The 19,271-nt window shown below is 55.8% G+C and carries 18 protein-coding genes; 15 read left to right on the top strand and 3 right to left on the bottom strand.

Annotated elements, in window-relative coordinates; translation table 11 throughout:
- Position 1 precedes the first annotated feature (1 nt).
- Genes C5F52_RS14895 through C5F52_RS14965 form a run of 15 tightly spaced genes read left to right on the top strand, consistent with a single transcriptional unit; the run spans position 2 to position 15,112 of the window.
- Positions 2 to 478 carry an NADH-quinone oxidoreductase subunit B family protein gene (locus C5F52_RS14895; protein WP_100132916.1) on the top strand — a complete coding sequence of 159 codons (477 nt, stop codon included), beginning with the start codon at positions 2 to 4 and terminating at the stop codon, positions 476 to 478.
- A 13-nt stretch (positions 479 to 491) separates the two neighbouring features.
- Positions 492 to 1,103 (top strand): NADH-quinone oxidoreductase subunit C, encoded by a 612-nt coding sequence (locus C5F52_RS14900; RefSeq protein WP_104799155.1) that lies wholly within the window; start codon positions 492 to 494, stop codon positions 1,101 to 1,103.
- A gap of 2 nt (positions 1,104 to 1,105) precedes the next feature.
- On the top strand, positions 1,106 to 2,359 hold the full coding sequence (locus tag C5F52_RS14905; RefSeq protein WP_104799156.1) for an NADH-quinone oxidoreductase subunit D: 1,254 nt from the start codon (positions 1,106 to 1,108) through the stop codon (positions 2,357 to 2,359).
- Entirely contained in the window at positions 2,356 to 2,871 is a 516-nt protein-coding gene (gene nuoE, locus C5F52_RS14910) for an NADH-quinone oxidoreductase subunit NuoE (protein WP_104799157.1), read from the top strand. Before C5F52_RS14905 ends, nuoE begins: the two co-directional genes overlap by 4 nt.
- Positions 2,872 to 2,873: 2 nt before the next feature.
- Positions 2,874 to 4,229 carry an NADH-quinone oxidoreductase subunit NuoF gene (gene nuoF / locus C5F52_RS14915; protein ID WP_104799158.1) on the top strand — a complete coding sequence of 452 codons (1,356 nt, stop codon included), beginning with the start codon at positions 2,874 to 2,876 and terminating at the stop codon, positions 4,227 to 4,229.
- 15 nt (positions 4,230 to 4,244) lie between these two features.
- Positions 4,245 to 6,347 carry an NADH-quinone oxidoreductase subunit NuoG gene (nuoG, locus tag C5F52_RS14920; protein ID WP_104799159.1) on the top strand — a complete coding sequence of 701 codons (2,103 nt, stop codon included), beginning with the start codon at positions 4,245 to 4,247 and terminating at the stop codon, positions 6,345 to 6,347.
- Positions 6,347 to 7,429: an NADH-quinone oxidoreductase subunit NuoH gene (gene nuoH, locus C5F52_RS14925; RefSeq protein WP_104799160.1), complete on the top strand. Its 1,083-nt coding sequence runs from the start codon at positions 6,347 to 6,349 to the stop codon at positions 7,427 to 7,429. The genes nuoG and nuoH overlap by 1 nt, the downstream gene beginning before the upstream one ends.
- A gap of 15 nt (positions 7,430 to 7,444) precedes the next feature.
- Positions 7,445 to 7,957 (top strand): NADH-quinone oxidoreductase subunit NuoI, encoded by a 513-nt coding sequence (nuoI, locus tag C5F52_RS14930; protein ID WP_104799161.1) that lies wholly within the window; start codon positions 7,445 to 7,447, stop codon positions 7,955 to 7,957.
- An 11-nt stretch (positions 7,958 to 7,968) separates the two neighbouring features.
- Positions 7,969 to 8,682, top strand: a complete 714-nt coding sequence (locus C5F52_RS14935) for an NADH-quinone oxidoreductase subunit J (protein ID WP_104799162.1) — start codon at positions 7,969 to 7,971, stop codon at positions 8,680 to 8,682.
- The gene (nuoK, locus tag C5F52_RS14940) at positions 8,679 to 8,987 is read left to right on the top strand and encodes an NADH-quinone oxidoreductase subunit NuoK (protein WP_104799163.1); all 309 of its coding nucleotides are present in this window, start codon (positions 8,679 to 8,681) and stop codon (positions 8,985 to 8,987) included. Before C5F52_RS14935 ends, nuoK begins: the two co-directional genes overlap by 4 nt.
- A gap of 6 nt (positions 8,988 to 8,993) precedes the next feature.
- Complete coding sequence (gene nuoL, locus C5F52_RS14945) at positions 8,994 to 11,033, top strand: NADH-quinone oxidoreductase subunit L (RefSeq protein ID WP_161499710.1); 2,040 nt, start codon at positions 8,994 to 8,996, stop codon at positions 11,031 to 11,033.
- Between the two features lie 12 nt (positions 11,034 to 11,045).
- Entirely contained in the window at positions 11,046 to 12,524 is a 1,479-nt protein-coding gene (locus tag C5F52_RS14950) for an NADH-quinone oxidoreductase subunit M (protein ID WP_104799164.1), read from the top strand.
- A gap of 14 nt (positions 12,525 to 12,538) precedes the next feature.
- Positions 12,539 to 14,026: an NADH-quinone oxidoreductase subunit NuoN gene (nuoN, locus tag C5F52_RS14955; RefSeq protein WP_104799165.1), complete on the top strand. Its 1,488-nt coding sequence runs from the start codon at positions 12,539 to 12,541 to the stop codon at positions 14,024 to 14,026.
- 55 nt (positions 14,027 to 14,081) lie between these two features.
- Positions 14,082 to 14,663 (top strand): NUDIX domain-containing protein, encoded by a 582-nt coding sequence (locus C5F52_RS14960; protein WP_104799166.1) that lies wholly within the window; start codon positions 14,082 to 14,084, stop codon positions 14,661 to 14,663.
- On the top strand, positions 14,660 to 15,112 hold the full coding sequence (locus C5F52_RS14965; protein ID WP_104799340.1) for a DUF1178 family protein: 453 nt from the start codon (positions 14,660 to 14,662) through the stop codon (positions 15,110 to 15,112). Before C5F52_RS14960 ends, C5F52_RS14965 begins: the two co-directional genes overlap by 4 nt.
- On the opposite strand, the gene miaA is transcribed toward C5F52_RS14965, so the two are convergent.
- From miaA to mutL, 3 genes are read right to left on the bottom strand one after another with little or no spacing between them, the layout of a single operon-like run.
- Positions 15,093 to 16,106 (bottom strand): tRNA (adenosine(37)-N6)-dimethylallyltransferase MiaA, encoded by a 1,014-nt coding sequence (gene miaA, locus C5F52_RS14970; protein ID WP_104799167.1) that lies wholly within the window; start codon positions 16,104 to 16,106, stop codon positions 15,093 to 15,095. The genes C5F52_RS14965 and miaA overlap by 20 nt on opposite strands.
- Positions 16,099 to 17,286: a multidrug effflux MFS transporter gene (locus C5F52_RS14975; RefSeq protein WP_104799168.1), complete on the bottom strand. Its 1,188-nt coding sequence runs from the start codon at positions 17,284 to 17,286 to the stop codon at positions 16,099 to 16,101. The genes miaA and C5F52_RS14975 overlap by 8 nt, the downstream gene beginning before the upstream one ends.
- Entirely contained in the window at positions 17,286 to 19,256 is a 1,971-nt protein-coding gene (gene mutL / locus C5F52_RS14980; protein ID WP_104799169.1) for a DNA mismatch repair endonuclease MutL, read from the bottom strand. The genes C5F52_RS14975 and mutL overlap by 1 nt, the downstream gene beginning before the upstream one ends.
- Between the last annotated feature and the right edge of the window lie 15 nt (positions 19,257 to 19,271).

Consider the following 19,271-nt stretch of genomic DNA (forward strand, 5'->3'; position numbering starts at 1 on the left):
TATGTCACTTGAAGGCGTTTTCAAAGAAGGTTTCATCACCACGTCGTATGACTCGGTGGTGAATTGGGCCAAAACAGGCTCTTTGTGGCCCATGACATTCGGCTTGGCTTGCTGCGCGGTGGAAATGATGCATGCGGGTGCTGCCCGTTATGACATCGACCGTTTCGGCATGTTGTTCCGTCCAAGTCCCCGTCAGTCCGATCTGATGATTGTGGCTGGCACCTTGTGCAACAAAATGGCCCCCGCTTTGCGTAAGGTGTACGACCAGATGTCTGAGCCACGTTGGGTGTTGTCCATGGGTTCATGCGCCAACGGCGGTGGTTACTACCACTACAGCTACTCGGTGGTGCGCGGTTGTGACCGCGTCGTGCCTGTGGATGTGTACGTGCCAGGCTGCCCGCCCACGGCTGAGGCTTTGTTGTATGGCATCTTGCAGCTGCAAAGCAAGATCCGCCGCGAAAACACCATTGCTCGCTGATTAGGAAAAACAGATGAGTCATTCCATTCAAACGCTTGAAGCTGCCTTGCACGACGTGCTGGGCGGCAAAGTCATGCTTCTCGAATCCGCTTTGGGCGAATTGACCTTGACGGTCTCTGCGGCCGACTACCACGGTGTCTGCCAAACCTTGCGCGACGATTCGCGTTTGGGCTTTGAGCAGTTGATGGACCTGTGTGGTCTTGATTATTCCAGCTACAAGGACGGCGCCCATTCCAAATTCACAGATGGCCCGCGCTATGCCGTGGTGAGCCATTTATTGTCGGTTAGCCATAACTGGCGCTTGCGTGTGCGCGTGTTTGCTGTGAGCGAAGACGTGCCTGTGGTCGCCTCTGTCAATGATTTGTGGAACTCTGCCAACTGGTTCGAGCGCGAAGCGTTTGACTTGTTTGGCATCGTGTTCGAAGGTCACCTCGACTTGCGTCGTTTGTTGACCGATTACGGTTTTGTGGGTCACCCCTTCCGTAAAGATTTCCCAACCTCGGGTCACGTGGAAATGCGTTACGACGCCGAGCAAAAACGTGTGGTGTACCAACCCGTCACCATCGAGCCGCGCGAAATCACACCGCGCATCATTCGTGAAGACAACTACGGCGGTACGCACTGACCATGGCTGATATCAAGAACTACACCCTGAACTTGGGCCCTCAACATCCTGCAGCACACGGCGTGCTGCGTTTGGTGTTGGAACTCGACGGCGAAGTGGTCCAACGTGCCGATCCACACATCGGTTTGTTGCACCGCGCCACTGAGAAGCTGGCCGAGAGCAAAACCTACATTCAATCGTTGCCCTACATGGACCGTCTCGACTACGTGTCCATGATGTGTAACGAGCACGCTTACTGCTTGGCCATCGAAAAAATGATGGGCATTGAAGTGCCAGAGCGTGCGCAATACATCCGTGTGATGTATTCCGAAATCACCCGTTTGCTCAACCACTTGTTGTGGTTGGGTTGCCATGGTTTCGACTGCGGCGCGATGAACATCTTGATCTACTGCTTCCGCGAACGTGAAGACTTGTTCGACATGTACGAAGCGGTGTCGGGTGCGCGCATGCACGCGGCTTACTTCCGTCCAGGCGGCGTGTATCGCGATCTGCCAGACAGCATGCCTCAGTACAAGGCCAGCAAAGTGCGCAACGCCAAGTCGGTGGCACGTTTGAACGAAGGCCGTTCTGGCTCTTTGCTCGACTTCATTGATGACTTCACCAAGCGCTTCCCCAAGTTGGTCGACGAGTACGAAACACTCCTCACCGACAACCGCATTTGGAAACAACGCACGGTTGACATCGGTGTGGTCACGCCAGAGCGCGCGAAAAACCTAGGTTTCTCAGGCGCGATGTTGCGTGGCTCAGGCATTGCATGGGACTTGCGCAAGCACCAGCCTTATGACGTGTATGACCGCATGGACTTCGACATTCCTGTGGGCAAAACCGGTGACTGCTACGACCGTTATTTGGTGCGCGTCGAAGAAATGCGTCAGTCCAACCGCATCATCAAGCAGTGCGTGGACTGGTTGCGTGTCAACCCAGGTCCTGTCATCACCGACAACCACAAGGTGGCTGCACCTAGCCGTGAAGGCATGAAGTCCAACATGGAAGAGTTGATCCACCACTTCAAACTCTTCACTGAAGGTTTCCACGTGCCCGAAGGCGAGGCGTATGCCGCCGTTGAGCATCCCAAAGGTGAGTTTGGTATCTACCTCGTGAGCGATGGTGCCAACAAGCCCTACCGTATGAAGATTCGCGCTCCTGGCTTTGCCCACTTGGCAGCCATGGATGAAATGGCGCGTGGCCACATGATCGCTGACACCGTGGCGGTGATTGGCACGATGGACATTGTGTTCGGGGAAATTGACCGATGAGTTCTGTAAACACCCACCACAGCGCACCGCTGTCGGCCGAGGCTCAGGCGCGTTTTGCGCGTGAAGTCGCCAAATACCCAGACGACCAGAAGCAATCTGCCGTCATGGCTTGCTTGTCCATCGCCCAGCAAGAGCAGGGCTTTGTCAGCGCCGAGAGCGAGCGCGTGATTGCTGAGTTGCTTGGCATGGCCCCCATGGCTGTGCACGAAGTGACCACCTTCTACAACATGTACAACCAACAACCGGTTGGCAAGTTCAAGATCAACGTGTGTACCAACCTGCCATGCCAATTGCGCAACGGGCAGGGCGCTTTGATGCACTTGGTCAAGACCTTGGGTATTGAAGTCGGCGAGACCACGGCTGATGGCATGTTTACCGTGCAACCCGGCGAATGCATGGGCGCTTGCGCCGATGCGCCAGTGTTGTTGGTGAACGACCGCACCATGTGCAGCTACATGAGCGACGACAAGATCGACCAAATGGTCGCAGGCTTGCGCGCGGTGAAGGAATAAGCATGACTACCTCTAGCCAAGCTTTACAAGTTCTCTCCCAATTCCAAACGACCGCAGTGGAAACATGTTTCCACGACCGTCACATCGGCCCACAAATTTTGGCGGGTCTGAATGGCAACAACTGGTCTATCCAAGACTACGTGGCGCGCGGCGGCTACCAAGCCCTGCGCAAGATCTTGACCACGGGCATGACACAAGATGAAGTCATCGCCACCGTCAAAGAATCAGGTTTGCGTGGTCGCGGCGGCGCTGGCTTCCCCACGGGTTTGAAGTGGAGCTTCATGCCTCGCCAGTTCCCAGGTCAAAAGTACTTGGTCTGTAACTCGGACGAGGGCGAGCCCGGCACGTGCAAAGACCGCGAGATCTTGCAGCACAACCCCCACATCGTGATTGAAGGTATGGCCATCGCCGCTTTTGCCATGGGCATCAGCGTGGGCTACAACTACATCCACGGCGAAATTTTCCAAACCTACGAGCGTTTTGAAGCTGCCCTCGAAGAAGCCCGCGCAGCTGGCTTCTTGGGTGACAACATCTTGGGCTCCACGTTCAGCTTCCAGTTGCACGCTGCTCACGGTTTTGGCGCTTACATCTGCGGTGAAGAAACTGCATTGCTCGAGTCGCTCGAAGGCAAAAAAGGCCAACCCCGTTTCAAACCACCGTTCCCAGCGAGCTTTGGTTTGTATGGCAAGCCCACCACCATCAACAACACCGAGACATTCGCTGCGGTGCCTTGGATCATCAACAACGGTGGTCAGGCTTACCTCGAATGCGGCAAGCCCAACAACGGCGGCACCAAGATCTTCTCGGTCAGCGGTGACGTCGAGCGTCCTGGCAACTACGAAGTGCCCATGGGCACACCGTTCTCCACATTGTTGGAGTTGGCCGGTGGTGTTCGCAAGGGCCGCAAGCTCAAAGCTGTGATTCCTGGCGGTTCTTCTTCGCCAGTGGTTCCTGGCGACTTGATGATGAAGCTCACCATGGACTACGACAGCATCGCCAAAGACGGCGGTTCAATGTTGGGTTCAGGTGCTGTGATCGTTTTGGACGACTCACGCTGCATGGTCAAGAGCCTGCTGCGCTTGAGCTACTTCTACATGCACGAGTCATGCGGCCAATGCACACCTTGCCGTGAAGGTACAGGTTGGTTGTGGCGCATGGTCGACCGCATTGAGCGTGGTGAAGGCCGCGAAAGCGACTTGGCTTTGCTCGACAACGTGGCAGAGAACATCATGGGCCGCACCATTTGCGCCCTCGGAGACGCAGCAGCCATGCCCGTGCGCGGCATGATCAAGCACTTCCGCCATGAGTTTGAACACCACATCACGCACAAGACCTGCACGGTCTCTGCCTACGTTTGACACGGATAAAGTGCCATGATTGAAATCGAACTCGACGGTAAAAAGATTGACGTCCAAGAAGGCTGCATGATCATGCACGCAGCTGAAAAGGCCGGCACCTACATTCCGCATTTCTGCTATCACAAGAAACTCAGCATCGCGGCCAACTGCCGCATGTGTTTGGTCGATGTGGAAAAAGCACCCAAGCCCATGCCTGCATGCGCCACACCCGTGACGCAAGGCATGATTGTTCGCACCAAGAGCGAACGCGCCATCAAGGCTCAACAGTCGGTGATGGAGTTCTTGCTCATCAACCACCCACTGGATTGCCCAATTTGCGACCAAGGCGGTGAGTGCCAGTTGCAAGATTTGGCGGTCGGCTACGGCGGTACCACTTCACGTTACGAAGAAGAAAAACGTGTGGTCAATCCCAAGGACGTGGGTCCTTTGGTCAGCATGCAAGAGATGAGCCGCTGTATCCAATGCACACGCTGCGTGCGCTTTGGTCAAGAAGTGGCAGGCATCATGGAATTGGGCATGTCCCACCGTGGTGAACACGCTCAGATTGAAACCTTCGTGGGTCAATCGGTCGACTCCGAGCTCTCAGGCAACATGATCGACATCTGCCCCGTGGGCGCGTTGACCAGCAAGCCATTCCGTTACAGCGCACGTACTTGGGAATTGAGCCGTCGCAAGTCGGTCAGCCCACACGACGCCACGGGTGCTAACTTGGTCGTTCAAGTGAAGAACAACAAAGTCATGCGCGTTGTGCCGTTGGAAAACGAAGACGTCAACGAATGCTGGATTGCTGACCGCGACCGTTTCAGTTACGAAGCTTTGGAAAGTGCAGACCGCTTGACCAAGCCTATGCTCAAGCAAGGCGGAGAGTGGAAAGAAGTCGATTGGCAAACTGCCCTCGAGTACGTGGCCAACGGCCTGCAAGGCGTCAAAGCTCAGCACGGCCCTCAAGCCATCGGCACTTTGGCCAGCCCACACAGCACCGCTGAAGAGTTGTTCTTGGTTGCTGGCCTGACGCGCGGCTTGGGTAGCCAAAACATAGACACACGTTTGCGCGCTGCTGATTTCCAAACCGACGGCAAAGTACGTTGGTTGGGTACTTCTGTGGCTTCTCTCACCACACTGCAACGTGCATTGGTGATTGGCTCAAACATCCGTAAAGATCAACCTTTGATGGCCCAACGTCTGCGCCAAGCGGTGCGCAACGGTGGCAAGGTCAATGCCTTGAACGCACAAGCCTACGACTGGGCCATGCCTGTGGCTAACACCTTGGTGGCAGATGCCGCTAACTGGGTGCAAGCCTTGGCTGACATCGCTGCTGCCGTGGGTGCCATCACCGGTGCTGCTGCACCTGTTGCTGGCAACGCCAACAGCGCAGAAGCACAAGCCATCGCCAAGTCATTGACAGGCGGTGAGCGTAAAGCCATTTTGTTGGGCAACGCAGCGGCACACCATGCCAAAGCATCTAGCTTGCTCAGCTTGGCCAACTGGATCGGTGCACAAACCGGTGCGACTGTGGGTTACCTCGGCGAAGCGGCAAATACGGTGGGCGCTCAAGTAGTAGGAGCCTTGCCAAAAGCTGGTGGTCAAACTGCAGGCCAAATGTTGGCAGGTGGTTTGAAGGCCGTGGTGTTGCTCAACACCGAACCCGCTTTCGACGCTGCCAATGGCGCTGCTGCTGCACAAGCCATCGGTCAAGCCGAAATGGTCGTCACCTTGTCTCCCTTCAAGGCCAATATGGACATCAGCGATGTGCTGTTGCCTATCTCGCCCTTCACTGAGACTGCTGGTACGTTCATCAACACCGAAGGTCGCGCACAAAGCTTCCACGGTGTGGTCAAGCCTTTGGGCGAAGCACGTCCTGCATGGAAAGTCTTGCGCGTGTTGGGCTCCATGCTCCACGTGCCTGGCTTCGAATTCGAGACGATCGAAGAAGTGCGCGCCCAAGCGATTCCTGCTGATGTGCAGGCCTTGTTGTCCAACGCATGCTCCGCGAGCGTGGACGTGAGCCCAGCTGCAGGTCAGCCTGCCTCTGCGGCGATTTATCAACTCGACAGCTTGGTGCGTCGCGCACCATCGCTGCAACTCACCGCTGACGCGAAGTTGCAAGGAGGCCTGTAATGGTTGACAACATTTACAACGCAGGCTTTGGCTTGATGACTGATGTGTGGTGGACCACAATCGCTTGGCCCGTGCTGTGGACCTTGCTTAAGATCGTGGCGGTGCTGTTGCCTTTGCTCGGTTGCGTGGCCTACCTGACTTTGTGGGAACGCAAAGCCATTGGTTACACCCAAATCCGTAAAGGCCCTAACCGCACCGGCCCTGGTGGTTTGTTGCAACCCATCGCTGATGCGCTGAAGTTGCTCACCAAAGAGATCATCATCCCAACTCAAGCGACCACCAGCTTGTTCTTCTTGGGCCCGATCATGACCATCATGCCAGCCTTGGCTGCATGGGCGGTGGTGCCATTTGGTCCTGATGTGGCTTTGGCCAACGTCAATGCAGGTTTGCTGTTCTTGATGGCTATCACGTCACTCGAGGTATACGGCGTGATCATCGCGGGTTGGGCTTCCAACTCCAAGTACGCTTTCATTGGTGCCATGCGCGCATCGGCCCAAATGGTGAGCTACGAAATTGCGATGGGCTTTTGCTTCGTGATCGTCTTGATGATCTCCAACAGCTTGAACATGACTGACATCGTCATGGGTCAAGCCAAAGGCAGCATGGCCAACGCAGGTTTGAACTTCCTGTCTTGGAACTGGTTGCCTTTGTTCCCTGTGTTCATCATCTACTTCATCTCTGGTTTGGCTGAAACCAACCGCCACCCATTCGACGTGGTGGAAGGTGAATCTGAAATTGTGGCTGGCCACATGATCGAATACTCGGGCATGTCATTCGCCATGTTCTTCTTGGCTGAATACGCCAACATGATCTTGGTCTCTGTCTTGACCGTGGTGATGTTCTTGGGCGGCTGGTTGTCACCCATCGACAACGCGCTGTTCAACATGATCCCCGGCTGGATTTGGCTTGGCATCAAGACCTTTGTGGTCGTGACCATGTTCTTGTGGGTGCGCGCCACGTTCCCACGCTATCGCTATGACCAAATCATGCGTTTGGGTTGGAAGATCTTCATTCCGCTCACCCTGATCTGGTTGTTGGTGGTGGGTGTTTGGATCCAAACACCTTGGAATATCTGGAACTAAGGCCGGAACTACACCATGACAACGACTACACATTCCGCTCCTTTCTCGTTGCGCGACTTTTTGTCGAGCTTCTTGTTGCTCGAGCTGTTCAAAGGCATGGCCCTCACAGGCAAATACATGTTCTCCCGCAGCATCACCATTCAGTTCCCGGAAGAGAAGACGCCTTTGTCACCTCGCTTCCGTGGCCTACATGCTTTGCGCCGTTACGAAAACGGTGAAGAGCGTTGCATTGCTTGCAAATTGTGCGAAGCCGTGTGCCCAGCGATGGCGATCACCATCGAATCAGACCAGCGCGCTGACGGCAGCCGCCGTACTACACGCTACGACATCGACTTGACCAAGTGCATCTTCTGCGGTTTCTGCGAAGAAAGCTGCCCCGTTGATTCGATCGTTGAAACACACATCTTTGAGTACCACGGCGAAAAACGCGGTGACCTGTACTTCACCAAAGAAATGTTGTTGGCAGTGGGCGACCGCTACGAACCCGAAATCGCTGCCAACAAAGCAGCTGACGCCAAATACCGTTGAAAGATTTCATGATGGACGTTCAATCGGCTCTTTTTTACGCGTTCTCAGCAGTCATGCTGTTTGCGTCATTCCGCGTCATCACGGCGCGCAACCCTGTGCACGCCGCGCTCTATTTGGTCTTGGCTTTCTTCCAAGCCTCGGGCATTTGGATGTTGCTCAAAGCAGAATTCCTCTCCATCGCTCTCGTGCTCGTGTACGTGGGCGCGGTGATGGTCTTGTTCTTGTTCGTGGTGATGATGCTTGACATCAACATCGACAGCATTCGCCAAGGCTTCTGGAAGCATTTCCCGCTCGCAGCAACAGTGGGTGCGGTGATCGCGCTCGAGTTGGCAGCGGTATTGTTGGGTGGTTTCCGAATCAGTGAACCTCGCGCGCAAGTCGCTTCTCAAGTTATTTCTCCTGCTTCGGTGACTGCTGTTGCATCTGTGGATGCAGCCTCTGCTGCAGATGTGGGTCATGTGGTGGTGGCACAAGCCTCCAACACCAAGGCTTTGGGCATCTTGCTCTACACCGAGTACCTGTACCCCGTGCAAGTGGCGGCGTTGATTTTGTTGGTGGCTTTGATTGCTGCCATCGCTTTGACTTTGCGTGCACGCAAAGACAGCAAATTCCAAAATGCGGGTGACCAAGTTCGCGTCAAGGCCCGTGACCGTGTGTCATTGGTGAAGATGGATGCGGTCAAGCCCGCACCAGCAGCCCCCGCCGCAGAGGAGACAAAAGCATGAGCATCACCTTAGGCCATTACCTCACGCTGGGTGCGATTCTGTTCGCACTCTCTGTGATCGGCATCTTCTTGAACCGTAAAAACTTGATCGTCTTGTTGATGGCGATTGAATTGATGTTGCTCGCGGTCAACATGAACTTCGTGGCGTTCTCTCACTACCTGGGTGACTTGAACGGCCAAATCTTTGTTTTCTTCATCTTGACCGTGGCGGCTGCTGAATCTGCCATTGGCTTGGCGATTCTGGTTCAGTTGTTCCGCAACAAGTCCAGCATCAACGTGGATGAACTCAACACGCTCAAGGGTTAATTCACCATGTCACAAACCCTGCAAGCTTCTACATTGTTGGCAGTGCCTATGGCACCGCTGGTGGGCTCTGCCTTGGCCGGTATTTTTGGTACGCGCTTTGGCGGTAACAAAATTGGCCGCGCCTTGACCCACACGCTCACCATCTTGGGCGTGTTCATAGCCTTCGTGCTGTCTGCCATGACGCTGCAAAGCGTGGCCATGGACGGCGCACGTTTCAACGAAACCCTTTACACGTGGATGGTGGTGGGCGATCTCAAAATGGAAATCGGCTTCATGGTCGATGGCCTGACCGCCATGATGATGTGCGTCGTGACCTTTGTGTCATTGATGGTTCACCTCTACACCATTGGTTACATGCAAGAGGACGAAGGCTACAACCGCTTCTTCTCTTACATCTCCTTGTTCACGTTCTCGATGTTGATGCTCGTCATGAGTAACAACATGCTCCAACTGTTCTTCGGTTGGGAAGCGGTGGGCTTGGTGTCTTACCTGTTGATCGGTTTCTGGTTCAACAAACCCACGGCCATCTTCGCCAACATGAAAGCCTTTTTGGTCAACCGCGTGGGTGACTTTGGCTTCATCTTGGGTATTGGTTTGATCGCTGCCTACGGCGGCACTTTGAACTACACCGAAGCATTCGCCAAAGCCGCTGAATTGGGTGCGCTTACGTTCCCTGGCACCGACTGGATGCTGGTGACAGTGATCTGTATCTGCTTGTTCATCGGTGCGATGGGTAAGTCGGCTCAGTTCCCACTGCACGTTTGGTTGCCTGATTCGATGGAAGGCCCAACACCGATCTCTGCGTTGATTCACGCTGCGACCATGGTGACTGCCGGTATCTTCATGGTCACGCGCATGTCGCCCTTCTTTGAGTTGTCAGACACTGCGCTGAACTTCATCTTGGTGATTGGTGCCATCACAGCCTTGTTCATGGGCTTCTTGGGTCTGATTCAAAATGACATCAAGCGCGTGGTGGCTTATTCCACTTTGTCTCAGCTCGGATACATGACCGTGGCCTTGGGCGCATCGGCTTACTCTGTGGCCGTGTTCCACTTGATGACTCACGCATTCTTCAAAGCCTTGCTGTTCTTGGGTGCCGGTTCCGTCATCATGGGCATGCACCACAACCAAGACATCCGTTGGATGGGCGGCGTGCGCAAGTACATGCCCATCACTTGGATCACTTCGTTGCTAGGCTCGCTGGCTTTGATCGGTACACCGTTCTTCTCTGGCTTCTATTCCAAAGACAGCATCATCGAAGCTGTGGCTGAAAGCACCTTGCCTGGTGCTGGTTTTGCCCATTTCGCTGTGTTGGCGGGTGTGTTTGTGACGGCGTTCTACTCGTTCCGCATGTACTTCCTCGTGTTCCACGGTGAAGAGCGTTACGACCAAAATCCTGATGCACACCACGACGACCACCACGCGCACGATGACCACCATGGTCATGACGATCACGGCCATGACCACGGTCCACACGAGTCCCCATGGGTGGTGACCGTGCCTTTGATCTTGCTCGCCATTCCTTCTGTGCTGATTGGTTTCTACACCATCGACCCACTGTTGTTCGGTGAGTTCTTCAGCGATGCCATCTTCATCAACGCCGATAAGCACCCTGTGATGCACGAGTTGGCTCATGAATACCACGGCGCTGTCGCCATGGCTTTGCACGCCCTCAGCACAGCCCCGTTCTGGTTGGCTGTCGCAGGTGTCGCATCGTCTTACTACATGTACATGATCAACCCAGCAGTGCCTGCAGCGATCAAACGCGTGTGCCACCCCATCTATGTCTTGTTCGAGAACAAGTACTACTTGGATTGGTTCAACGAAAACGTCTTGGCCCGTGGCGCTCGCGCATTGGGTACGGGTCTGTGGAAGGGCGGCGACCAAGCCATCATCGAAGGTGGTGTGGTGAACGCTTCTTGGAAGTTGGTGGGTTGGGTGTCTTCATTGACACGTCAGTTGCAAACTGGCTACCTCTACCACTACGCCTTGGTCATGATCTTGGGCGTGTTCTTGCTGATGACGTGGTTCGTCTGGCTCAAATAAGGAGAATAAAAAATGGGTTTATTGAGCCTTGCCATTTGGACGCCAATTTTGTTTGGTGTCATCTTGCTCGCCTTTGGGCGTGACGAACACGCGAAGGTCGTGCGCTGGATCGCGTTGATCGGTTCAGTGGTCAGTTTGGCTGTCACCTTGCCGCTGTTCAGTGGCTTCGACAACAGCACAGCAGCCTTGCAATTTGTTGAAAAGTCGATGTGGATTGAGCGCTTCAATGTGTTCTACCACCTCGGTGTTGACGGCCTGTCGATGTGGTTTGTCTTGTTGACTGCTTTCATCAACGTGATCGTTGTGATCGCCGGTTGGGAAGTGATCACCGAGCGCGTGAACCAATACATGGGTGCGTTCTTGATCTTGAGCGGCTTGATGATCGGCGTGTTCTGCGCAGCCGACGGCATGCTGTTCTATGTGTTCTTCGAAGCCACCTTGATCCCGATGTACTTGATCATTGGTGTATGGGGCGGCCCCAACAAAATCTATGCAGCGTTCAAGTTCTTCTTGTACACGTTGTTGGGCTCTTTGTTGATGTTGATCGCCTTGATCTACCTCTACACCCAATCGGGTGGCAGCTTTGACTTGGCTGCTTGGCACAAGCTGCCATTGCCCATGTCTGCGCAAACTTTGTTGTTCTTTGCGTTCTTCGCTGCGTTTGCGGTGAAAGTGCCCATGTGGCCTGTACACACTTGGTTGCCTGACGTGCACGTGGAAGCGCCTACTGGCGGCTCTGCAGTGCTGGCCGCGATCATGTTGAAGCTCGGTGCCTATGGCTTCTTGCGCTTCTCAATGCCCATCGCCCCTGATGCGGCACACGAATACGCATGGCTCATGATCGCTTTGTCACTCGTGGCCGTGGTCTACGTGGGCTTGGTGGCCATGGTGCAAGAAGACATGAAGAAACTGGTGGCTTATTCATCGGTGGCGCACATGGGCTTTGTGACCTTGGGCTTCTTCATCTTCAACGACATCGGTGTGTCGGGGGCTTTGGTGCAAATGATTGCGCACGGCTTTGTGTCGGCTGCGATGTTCTTGTCTATCGGCGTGTTGTATGACCGCATGCACTCTCGTGAAATCGCCAGCTACGGCGGCGTGGTCAACACCATGCCCAAGTTTGCGGCCTTTGCCTTGTTGTTCGGTATGGCCAATTGCGGCTTGCCAGGTACAGCTGGTTTCGTGGGCGAGTGGATGGTCATCTTGGGTGCGATCAAATACAACTTCTGGGTTGGCTTTGCTTCGGCTTCCGCCTTGATCTTCGGCGCTGCCTACACCTTGTGGATGATCAAGCGCGTGTACCTTGGCCCAGTGGCCAATGACCACGTCAAAGAATTGACCGACATCAACAGCCGTGAGTTTGTGATGTTGGCCTTGCTGGCAATCGCTGTGTTGGCCATGGGCATCTTCCCCAAGCCATTCACTGACGTGATGGATGTGTCCGTGGCTGAGTTACTCAAGCACGTGGCCATTTCCAAATTGCCCCAATAAAGAGGGATTGAAAAATGTTTGAAAAACTGAGCATCGCTGCGGTTTATCCCGAAATCTTGTTGGCTGTGATGGCCATCGTGATTGCGATGGTGGACTTGTTCGTCAAGTGCCCACGTCGCACCACCACGTATGCCTTGTCGCTCATCACCATTGGTGTTGTGGCGTATTTGGAAGCCGTGGCCGCCACACAAGGCCAAACGGTTTATAGCTTTGGCAATATGGTGGTCTCTGACGCTATGGGCAGCTGGCTCAAGTGCTTCGCCGCCATCGCGGTGATGGTCACTTTGGTTTATGGCCGTCCTTATGCTGCTGAGCGCGACATGTTGCGCGGTGGCGAGTTGTTCACCTTGGGTTTGTTTGCTTTGCTGGGCATGTTCGTCATGATCTCGGGCAACAACTTCCTCGTGTTGTACCTCGGCTTGGAGTTGCTGACTCTGTGTAGTTATGCCATGGTGGCCTTGCGCCGCGATAGCGCTGTGGCCAGCGAAGCTGCCATGAAGTATTTTGTGTTGGGCGCGATGGCCAGCGGCTTCTTGTTGTACGGCTTGTCCATGTTGTACGGCGCGACAGGTTCGCTCGACATCACCACCGTGTTCAAGGCTGTGGCCTCGGGCCAAATCAAGCACCAAGTGTTGGTGTTGGGCTTGGTCTTTGTGGTGTGTGGCTTGGCGTTCAAATTCGGTGTGGTGCCTTTCCATATGTGGATTCCTGACGTTTACCACGGCGCACCCACAGCCATCACTTTGATGATTGGTGGCGCACCTAAGCTGGCTGCATTTGCCATGACCATCCGTTTGTTGGTGGAGGGCTTGTTGCCCCTAGCCGTGGACTGGCAGCAAATGTTGATGGTCTTGGCCATCTCATCCTTGCTGATTGGTAACTTGGCCGCTGTGGCACAAACCAACCTCAAGCGCATGTTGGCCTTCTCGACCATTGCTCAAATGGGTTTTGTGTTGATCGGTTTGCTATCGGGTGTTGTCAACGGCAACACCGCCGCCGCTGCCAACGCCTACAGCTCAGCCATGTTCTACGTCATCACCTATGTGCTGACGACATTGGCCACCTTCGGCATCATCTTGTTGTTGGCACGTGAAGGTTTTGAGAGCGAAGAAATCGCTGACCTCGCTGGCTTGAACCAACGCAGTCCCCTGTATGCAGGTGTGATGGCTGCGTGTATGTTCTCGTTGGCGGGTGTGCCACCTCTGGTTGGTTTCTATGCCAAGCTGTCGGTGTTGCAAGCCTTGATCGCTTCAGGCCAAGCCGGTGCGATTGTCTTGGCGGTCTTCGCTGTGATGATGTCGCTGATTGGCGCGTTCTACTACTTGCGTATCGTCAAAGTCATGTACTTTGATGCGCCTATCACGGCGACCACCGTGTCGGCTGGTAACGATGTGCGCGTGGTGTTGACCATCAACGGCGCTTTGATTTTGATCTTGGGTATCTTGCCCGGCGGCTTGATGGCCTTGTGTGCCAACGCCATCGTGCGTACCTTGGGTACCTAAGCATCTGATGCACTATCAAAGCCAGCTCTTGAGCTGGCTTTTTTTTATGATGACTATGAAAAACACTTCTGATGACCATTTGGTCGAACACACGCTAGACCACGTCGAGCTGCTCAAAGGCCACTTTCTGCACGCCTTTCGCGACACCGTGCGTTTGCCCAGCGGTGGCACGGCGACTCGTGAGTTTGTCATTCATCCTGGTGCGGTGATGATCATCGCGATGCGCGACGATGGCCGCTTGGTGATGGAGCGCCAATACCGCTACCCCGTGCAACAAGTGATGATTGAGTTCCCTGCGGGCAAACTTGATCCAGGAGAAGACCGTTTGGTGTGTGCCCAGCGCGAGTTGCTAGAAGAAACCGGTTATCGCGCCGCAGAGTGGGCGCATGCAGGCGTGCTGCACCCCGTTATCAGCTACTCCACCGAGTTCATCGACATTTGGTTTGCACGCGGATTGACCCAAGGTGAACGTCAATTGGACGAAGGTGAATTCCTTGATGTGTTTGACGCCAGCATGGAAGAACTGTTGGCTTGGTCACGCGATGGCCAGCTGACGGACGCCAAAACCCTCACAGGTTTGCTCTGGCTGCAAAACCACCTCAGTGGCGCGTGGCCTTTGGACTGGAAGCGCGCGTGAAAGTTTTAGACCTTCAATGCGGCCAACATCATGTGTTTGAAGGCTGGTTTGGTTCCGAAGACGATTTCCAAAGCCAGCTCACACGTGGCTTGCTGAACTGCCCGATGTGCGGCGATCTGAGTGTGACGAAGAAGCTCAGCGCACCGCGATTGAACCTGAACGCGACACAGGCATCGCCTAACGCAGTGCCTAGCCTGCAAGAGGTGGCTAGCCTAGAGCCCGCGCAGCTGCAAGCCGCTTTGCTCAAGATGGTGCGCCACGTGGTGGCCAATACCAAAGATGTGGGGGATAGCTTTCCTGAAGAAGCCCGCAAGATGCACTACGGCGAAGCCGAGCAGCGCAATATTCGTGGTCATGCCACGCCCGAAGAAACCGAAGAGTTGATTGACGAAGGCATTGCCGTCATGCCCTTGCCGCTGCCTGACGTGCTCAAAGAGCCGTTGCAGTAAATCCCGTCACAGCGCTCAGTGTTTGCGCTAACGCATCCGGTGCATCACACGGAATGACGATGCGCTCATCCATGCCGCGCAACCAGGTGAGTTGACGCTTGGCCAATTGACGCGTAGCGGCCACACCCAACTCGTGCAGCTGCTGCAAGATGCTTTCAGGTGAGGCACCCATCGCCTGCGCACGGTCAAGCAGCTCCCAAGCTTGGCGATAGCCCACACAGCGAATGCTGGGCAAATCAATGTGCAAGTCACCACGCGCGCGCAGGGTTTGCATCTCAGCCAAGAAACCACCATCCAGCATGAGATCAAAGCGCAGCGCGATGCGCGCATGCAGCCATGCACGGTCAACCGGTTCAAGCGACAAAAGCGGCATATTCAATGCAGGCTGAGCCGCACGTGTGGCTTCACCTTCTACGAACCATTGCGATAAAGCCTTACCGCTCACGCGCCACACCTCCAGCGCACGAGAAATGCGTTGTGCATCGTTGGGTGCTAAGCGTGCCGCGGTGATGGCATCTACCTTGGCCAGTTCGGCGTGCATCGCAGGCCAGCCCAAGGCGAGGGCTTGTTGTTCAATCTCTGCACGTAGCTCGGGCTGAGCCGTGGGCAGGTCGTCAATGCCATCACGTAATGCTTTGAGGTAAAGCATGGTGCCGCCCACCAGCAGCGGCAGCTTGCCGCGTGCGCGAATGTCCGCCATCAAGGTGCTGGCATCACGTGCAAACTCAGCGGCGCTGTAGGCGTGCAATGGGTCACGAATGTCAATGAGGTGGTGCGGTACTTGCGCCAACTCTTCGGCATTGGGTTTGGCCGTGCCAATGTCCATGCCCCGATACACCAAGGCTGAGTCGATGCTGATAATTTCAACCGGCCATGCCTGTGCAATGGCTAAAGCTGCTGCCGTTTTACCGCTGGCAGTGGGGCCAACCAAAGCGATGGCGTCGACCGACCAGCCGTTCGCGCAGCCAGATGCACAGGTCGACGGTTTAGACACGCGGGCCTCCGCGGCGCAGCACCAACACCCAAGCCGACAAGGCCGTCAACACCGACCAGAACGCGATGCTTTGCACCATCGGCATGGCTGAACCGTCTTTGGCTGCACCGAGCCACAAGCCCGTGGCAAAAGCTGCAGCCATCATTAAGAAGCCGCCTAAGGCAGAAGCTGCGCCAGCCGCTTTGGGAAAGGGTCCCACCGCACCGCTTTGACCACAGGGCTGGTGTATGCCGTGGGCCAAGATGAACAAATAAAACGGCCCCATCAAGCCGGTCAGGCTTTGCCAGCCCAACCATGCATTGAGAGCCATCCAGCAGCCCCCCACCAAGCTGAATGCGCCACCGATGGCCACTGTGTGCGCTACGCCGTAGCGAGCCAGCAAGCGTCGGCACAACACCGTGCCCAGCAAATACGTGAAGGCCATCGAGAAAAGCAACAAGCCATATTGCCAACGCGCCAAGCCCAGCAAGTTGATGAAGACAAATGAGGATGAAGCCAAGAAGGTAAAGAGCCCGCCGTAAGAGCCCAGCGACACGCAAGTGAATGCCACAAACGTGGGGTGTCGCACGATGTGCCACCACGTGTTTGCCAAGACCTTGAGGTGCAGCGCGTGTGGGTTTTTTCGGTGCACGGTTTCTTTGAATTTCCAAGCCACCAATGCAAGGGCAATGGCACCAAAGCCCATGACCAAACTCAGTGCGGCGTGCCAGCTGAACAGGTCGGTTAACAAGCCACCCAAAGGTGCACTGGCACAGGCCAAGATGCCTAAGCCGGTCAGCGCCTTAGACATCACGCCTGCGCCTGTTTCGGGTGTGTAGAGGTCGCGCACGATGGCGCGAGCGCACATCACCACCGCGCCCATGGCAGCGCCTTGCAGCGCACGCCAAACGATGAGCTCGTGCATGCTGCTAGCTAACACGCAGCCCAAGCCTGCTAGGGTGAACGTGGCCAAGCCGTACAACAAAATAGGACGACGGCCAAAGCGATCCGACAGCGGGCCCCACACCAGCTGCGAGGTGCCGAAGGCCAAGAGCAACGCACTGAGTGTGAGCTGCACCTGAGACAGCTCTGCACCAAACTCCGCCTTGATCGCGGGCAGGGCGGGCAAATACAAATCCGTGGCCACGGGCTGAATGCCCAGCAGCATTGACAGCAAGACGATGATGAGTGTGGGTGACATCAACGACCGCGCAAAAACAGCGCGTCGAGCTCACGCATAGACAGCTGTCGCCAAGTGGGGCGGCCGTGGTTGCATTGGTCTGAGCGCTCGGTCACTTCCATTTGGCGCAGCAAGCCGTTCATTTCGTCGATGGTGAGCTTGCGGTTGGCACGTACCGCGCCGTGGCACGCCATGGTGGCCAGTAGTTCGTTGCGTGCGCGTTGCACCACGGTGCTGGCATCGTGCTGGCTCAACTCGGCCAACACGCTTCGCGCCAGTGCCACAGCATCGCCTTGTGCCAAGGTGCTGGGCACGGCACGCACCGCGAGTGTTTTACTCGACAGGGTGGAGATTTCTAAACCGAGTTCTTGCAATGCTTCTGCACAAGCTTCGGCAGTCGCCACCTCTTGCACGGTGGCGGGGAAGGTGGCGGGAATCAGCAGCGGTTGGCTGCTGATGCGCTGCGCGTCAATTTGTGTTTTGAGTTGTTCGTACACGATGCGTTCGTGCGCCGCATGCATGTCGACTAGCACCAAACCTTGTGCGTTTTCGGCCAAGATGTACACGCCATGCAGCTGGGCGATGGCTTTGCCCAAGGGCCAAGTTTCGGGTGCTGCATCTTGCAGCGAAGGCGCTGAGGTGCTGTTGGCGCTGAGGGCGTTGAAGGCCGCGTCAGTTGCAAAACTTTGAGTGGGGTACTCTTCGGCGGGCAGACCTGAGCGCGGCGTGGACTGCCACAGCGCACCCATATCTGCCACGCGCGTGCCAGCCAAAGGCATGGCGGCTTGCTGCCAATTGGCGTTAGGCCAACCGAGGGGTGAGGATGAAGATGTTGCGCCCAACGTATTGGCGGCAGCGGAAAATCCAGCCACGCCAGAAGCGCCAGACGTACCCGCCATCGGCAACTCATGGTTTTGTAGCGCATTGGCCATGAGCATGTTGGCGCGCGGCACAGCCAAAGCGTTTTCAACCGCGTGTCGCACCGCTTGGTGCACCTCACGGCCATCGCGAAAGCGCACTTCGATTTTGGTGGGATGCACGTTGACGTCGACACGCGTAGGCTCAATCTCCACGTACAAGGCATAGATGGGTTGGCGGTGACCGTGCAACACATCTTCATAGGCGCTGCGTGCGGCGTGCGTGATGACTTTGTCGCGCACATAGCGGCCGTTCACGTAGGCAAACTGATGGTCAGCGCGTGAGCGGGCAGCGTCTGGAATGCCCGCGCGGCCCACCACCGTGACATTGCCCGATTGGTAATGCACAGCGACCGAGTTTTCTAAAAAGTCATCACCCAGCACATCGGCTAAGCGGCGGTCAAGTGAGCGTTGGTACTGAATATTCAGGTCTTCGCCCGATGCGGCATCCATGGCTTGTGCGCGCCATTGCTCCACCAACTTGCCCTCGTGCCAAATGGCAAAGCCCACTTCAGGGCGGGTGAGGGCGTGACGACGCACCGCTTCTACGCAGTGAGCCAGCTCGGTGTTGTCGGTCTTTAAAAATTTTCGGCGGGCGGGTGTGCTGTAAAACAGCTCTTTGACTTCCACTGTTGTCCCTTGGGCGCGGGCGGCGGGTTGCAACTCGCCGCTGCGGCCATCGAGCAGCATGGCGCTGTCCTGGCTTGCCGTGCGCGAGAGTACTGACAACTCAGACACCGATTGAATCGCAGCCAACGCTTCGCCGCGAAAACCCATGGTGCCCACCGATTCGAGTTCGGTGAGGCTGGTAATTTTGCTGGTGGCGTGGCGCTTCAACGCGACTGGCAATTCCGAAGAAGGAATGCCCACGCCGTTGTCTTCCACGCTGATCAGGCGCACACCACCGGCCAACAAGCGCAGGGTGATCTGTGTGGACCCCGCGTCGAGCGCGTTGTCCACCAGTTCGCGCACGACGGACGCAGGTCGTTCAACCACCTCGCCAGCGGCGATTTGGCTGATCAGTTCGTCTGGGAGTTCGCGGATGGCGCGTGGGGGTTGGGTAGCAGGGTGCACAGGCTCATTTTAGAG

The sequence above is a fragment of the Limnohabitans sp. TS-CS-82 genome, assembly GCF_002943475.1.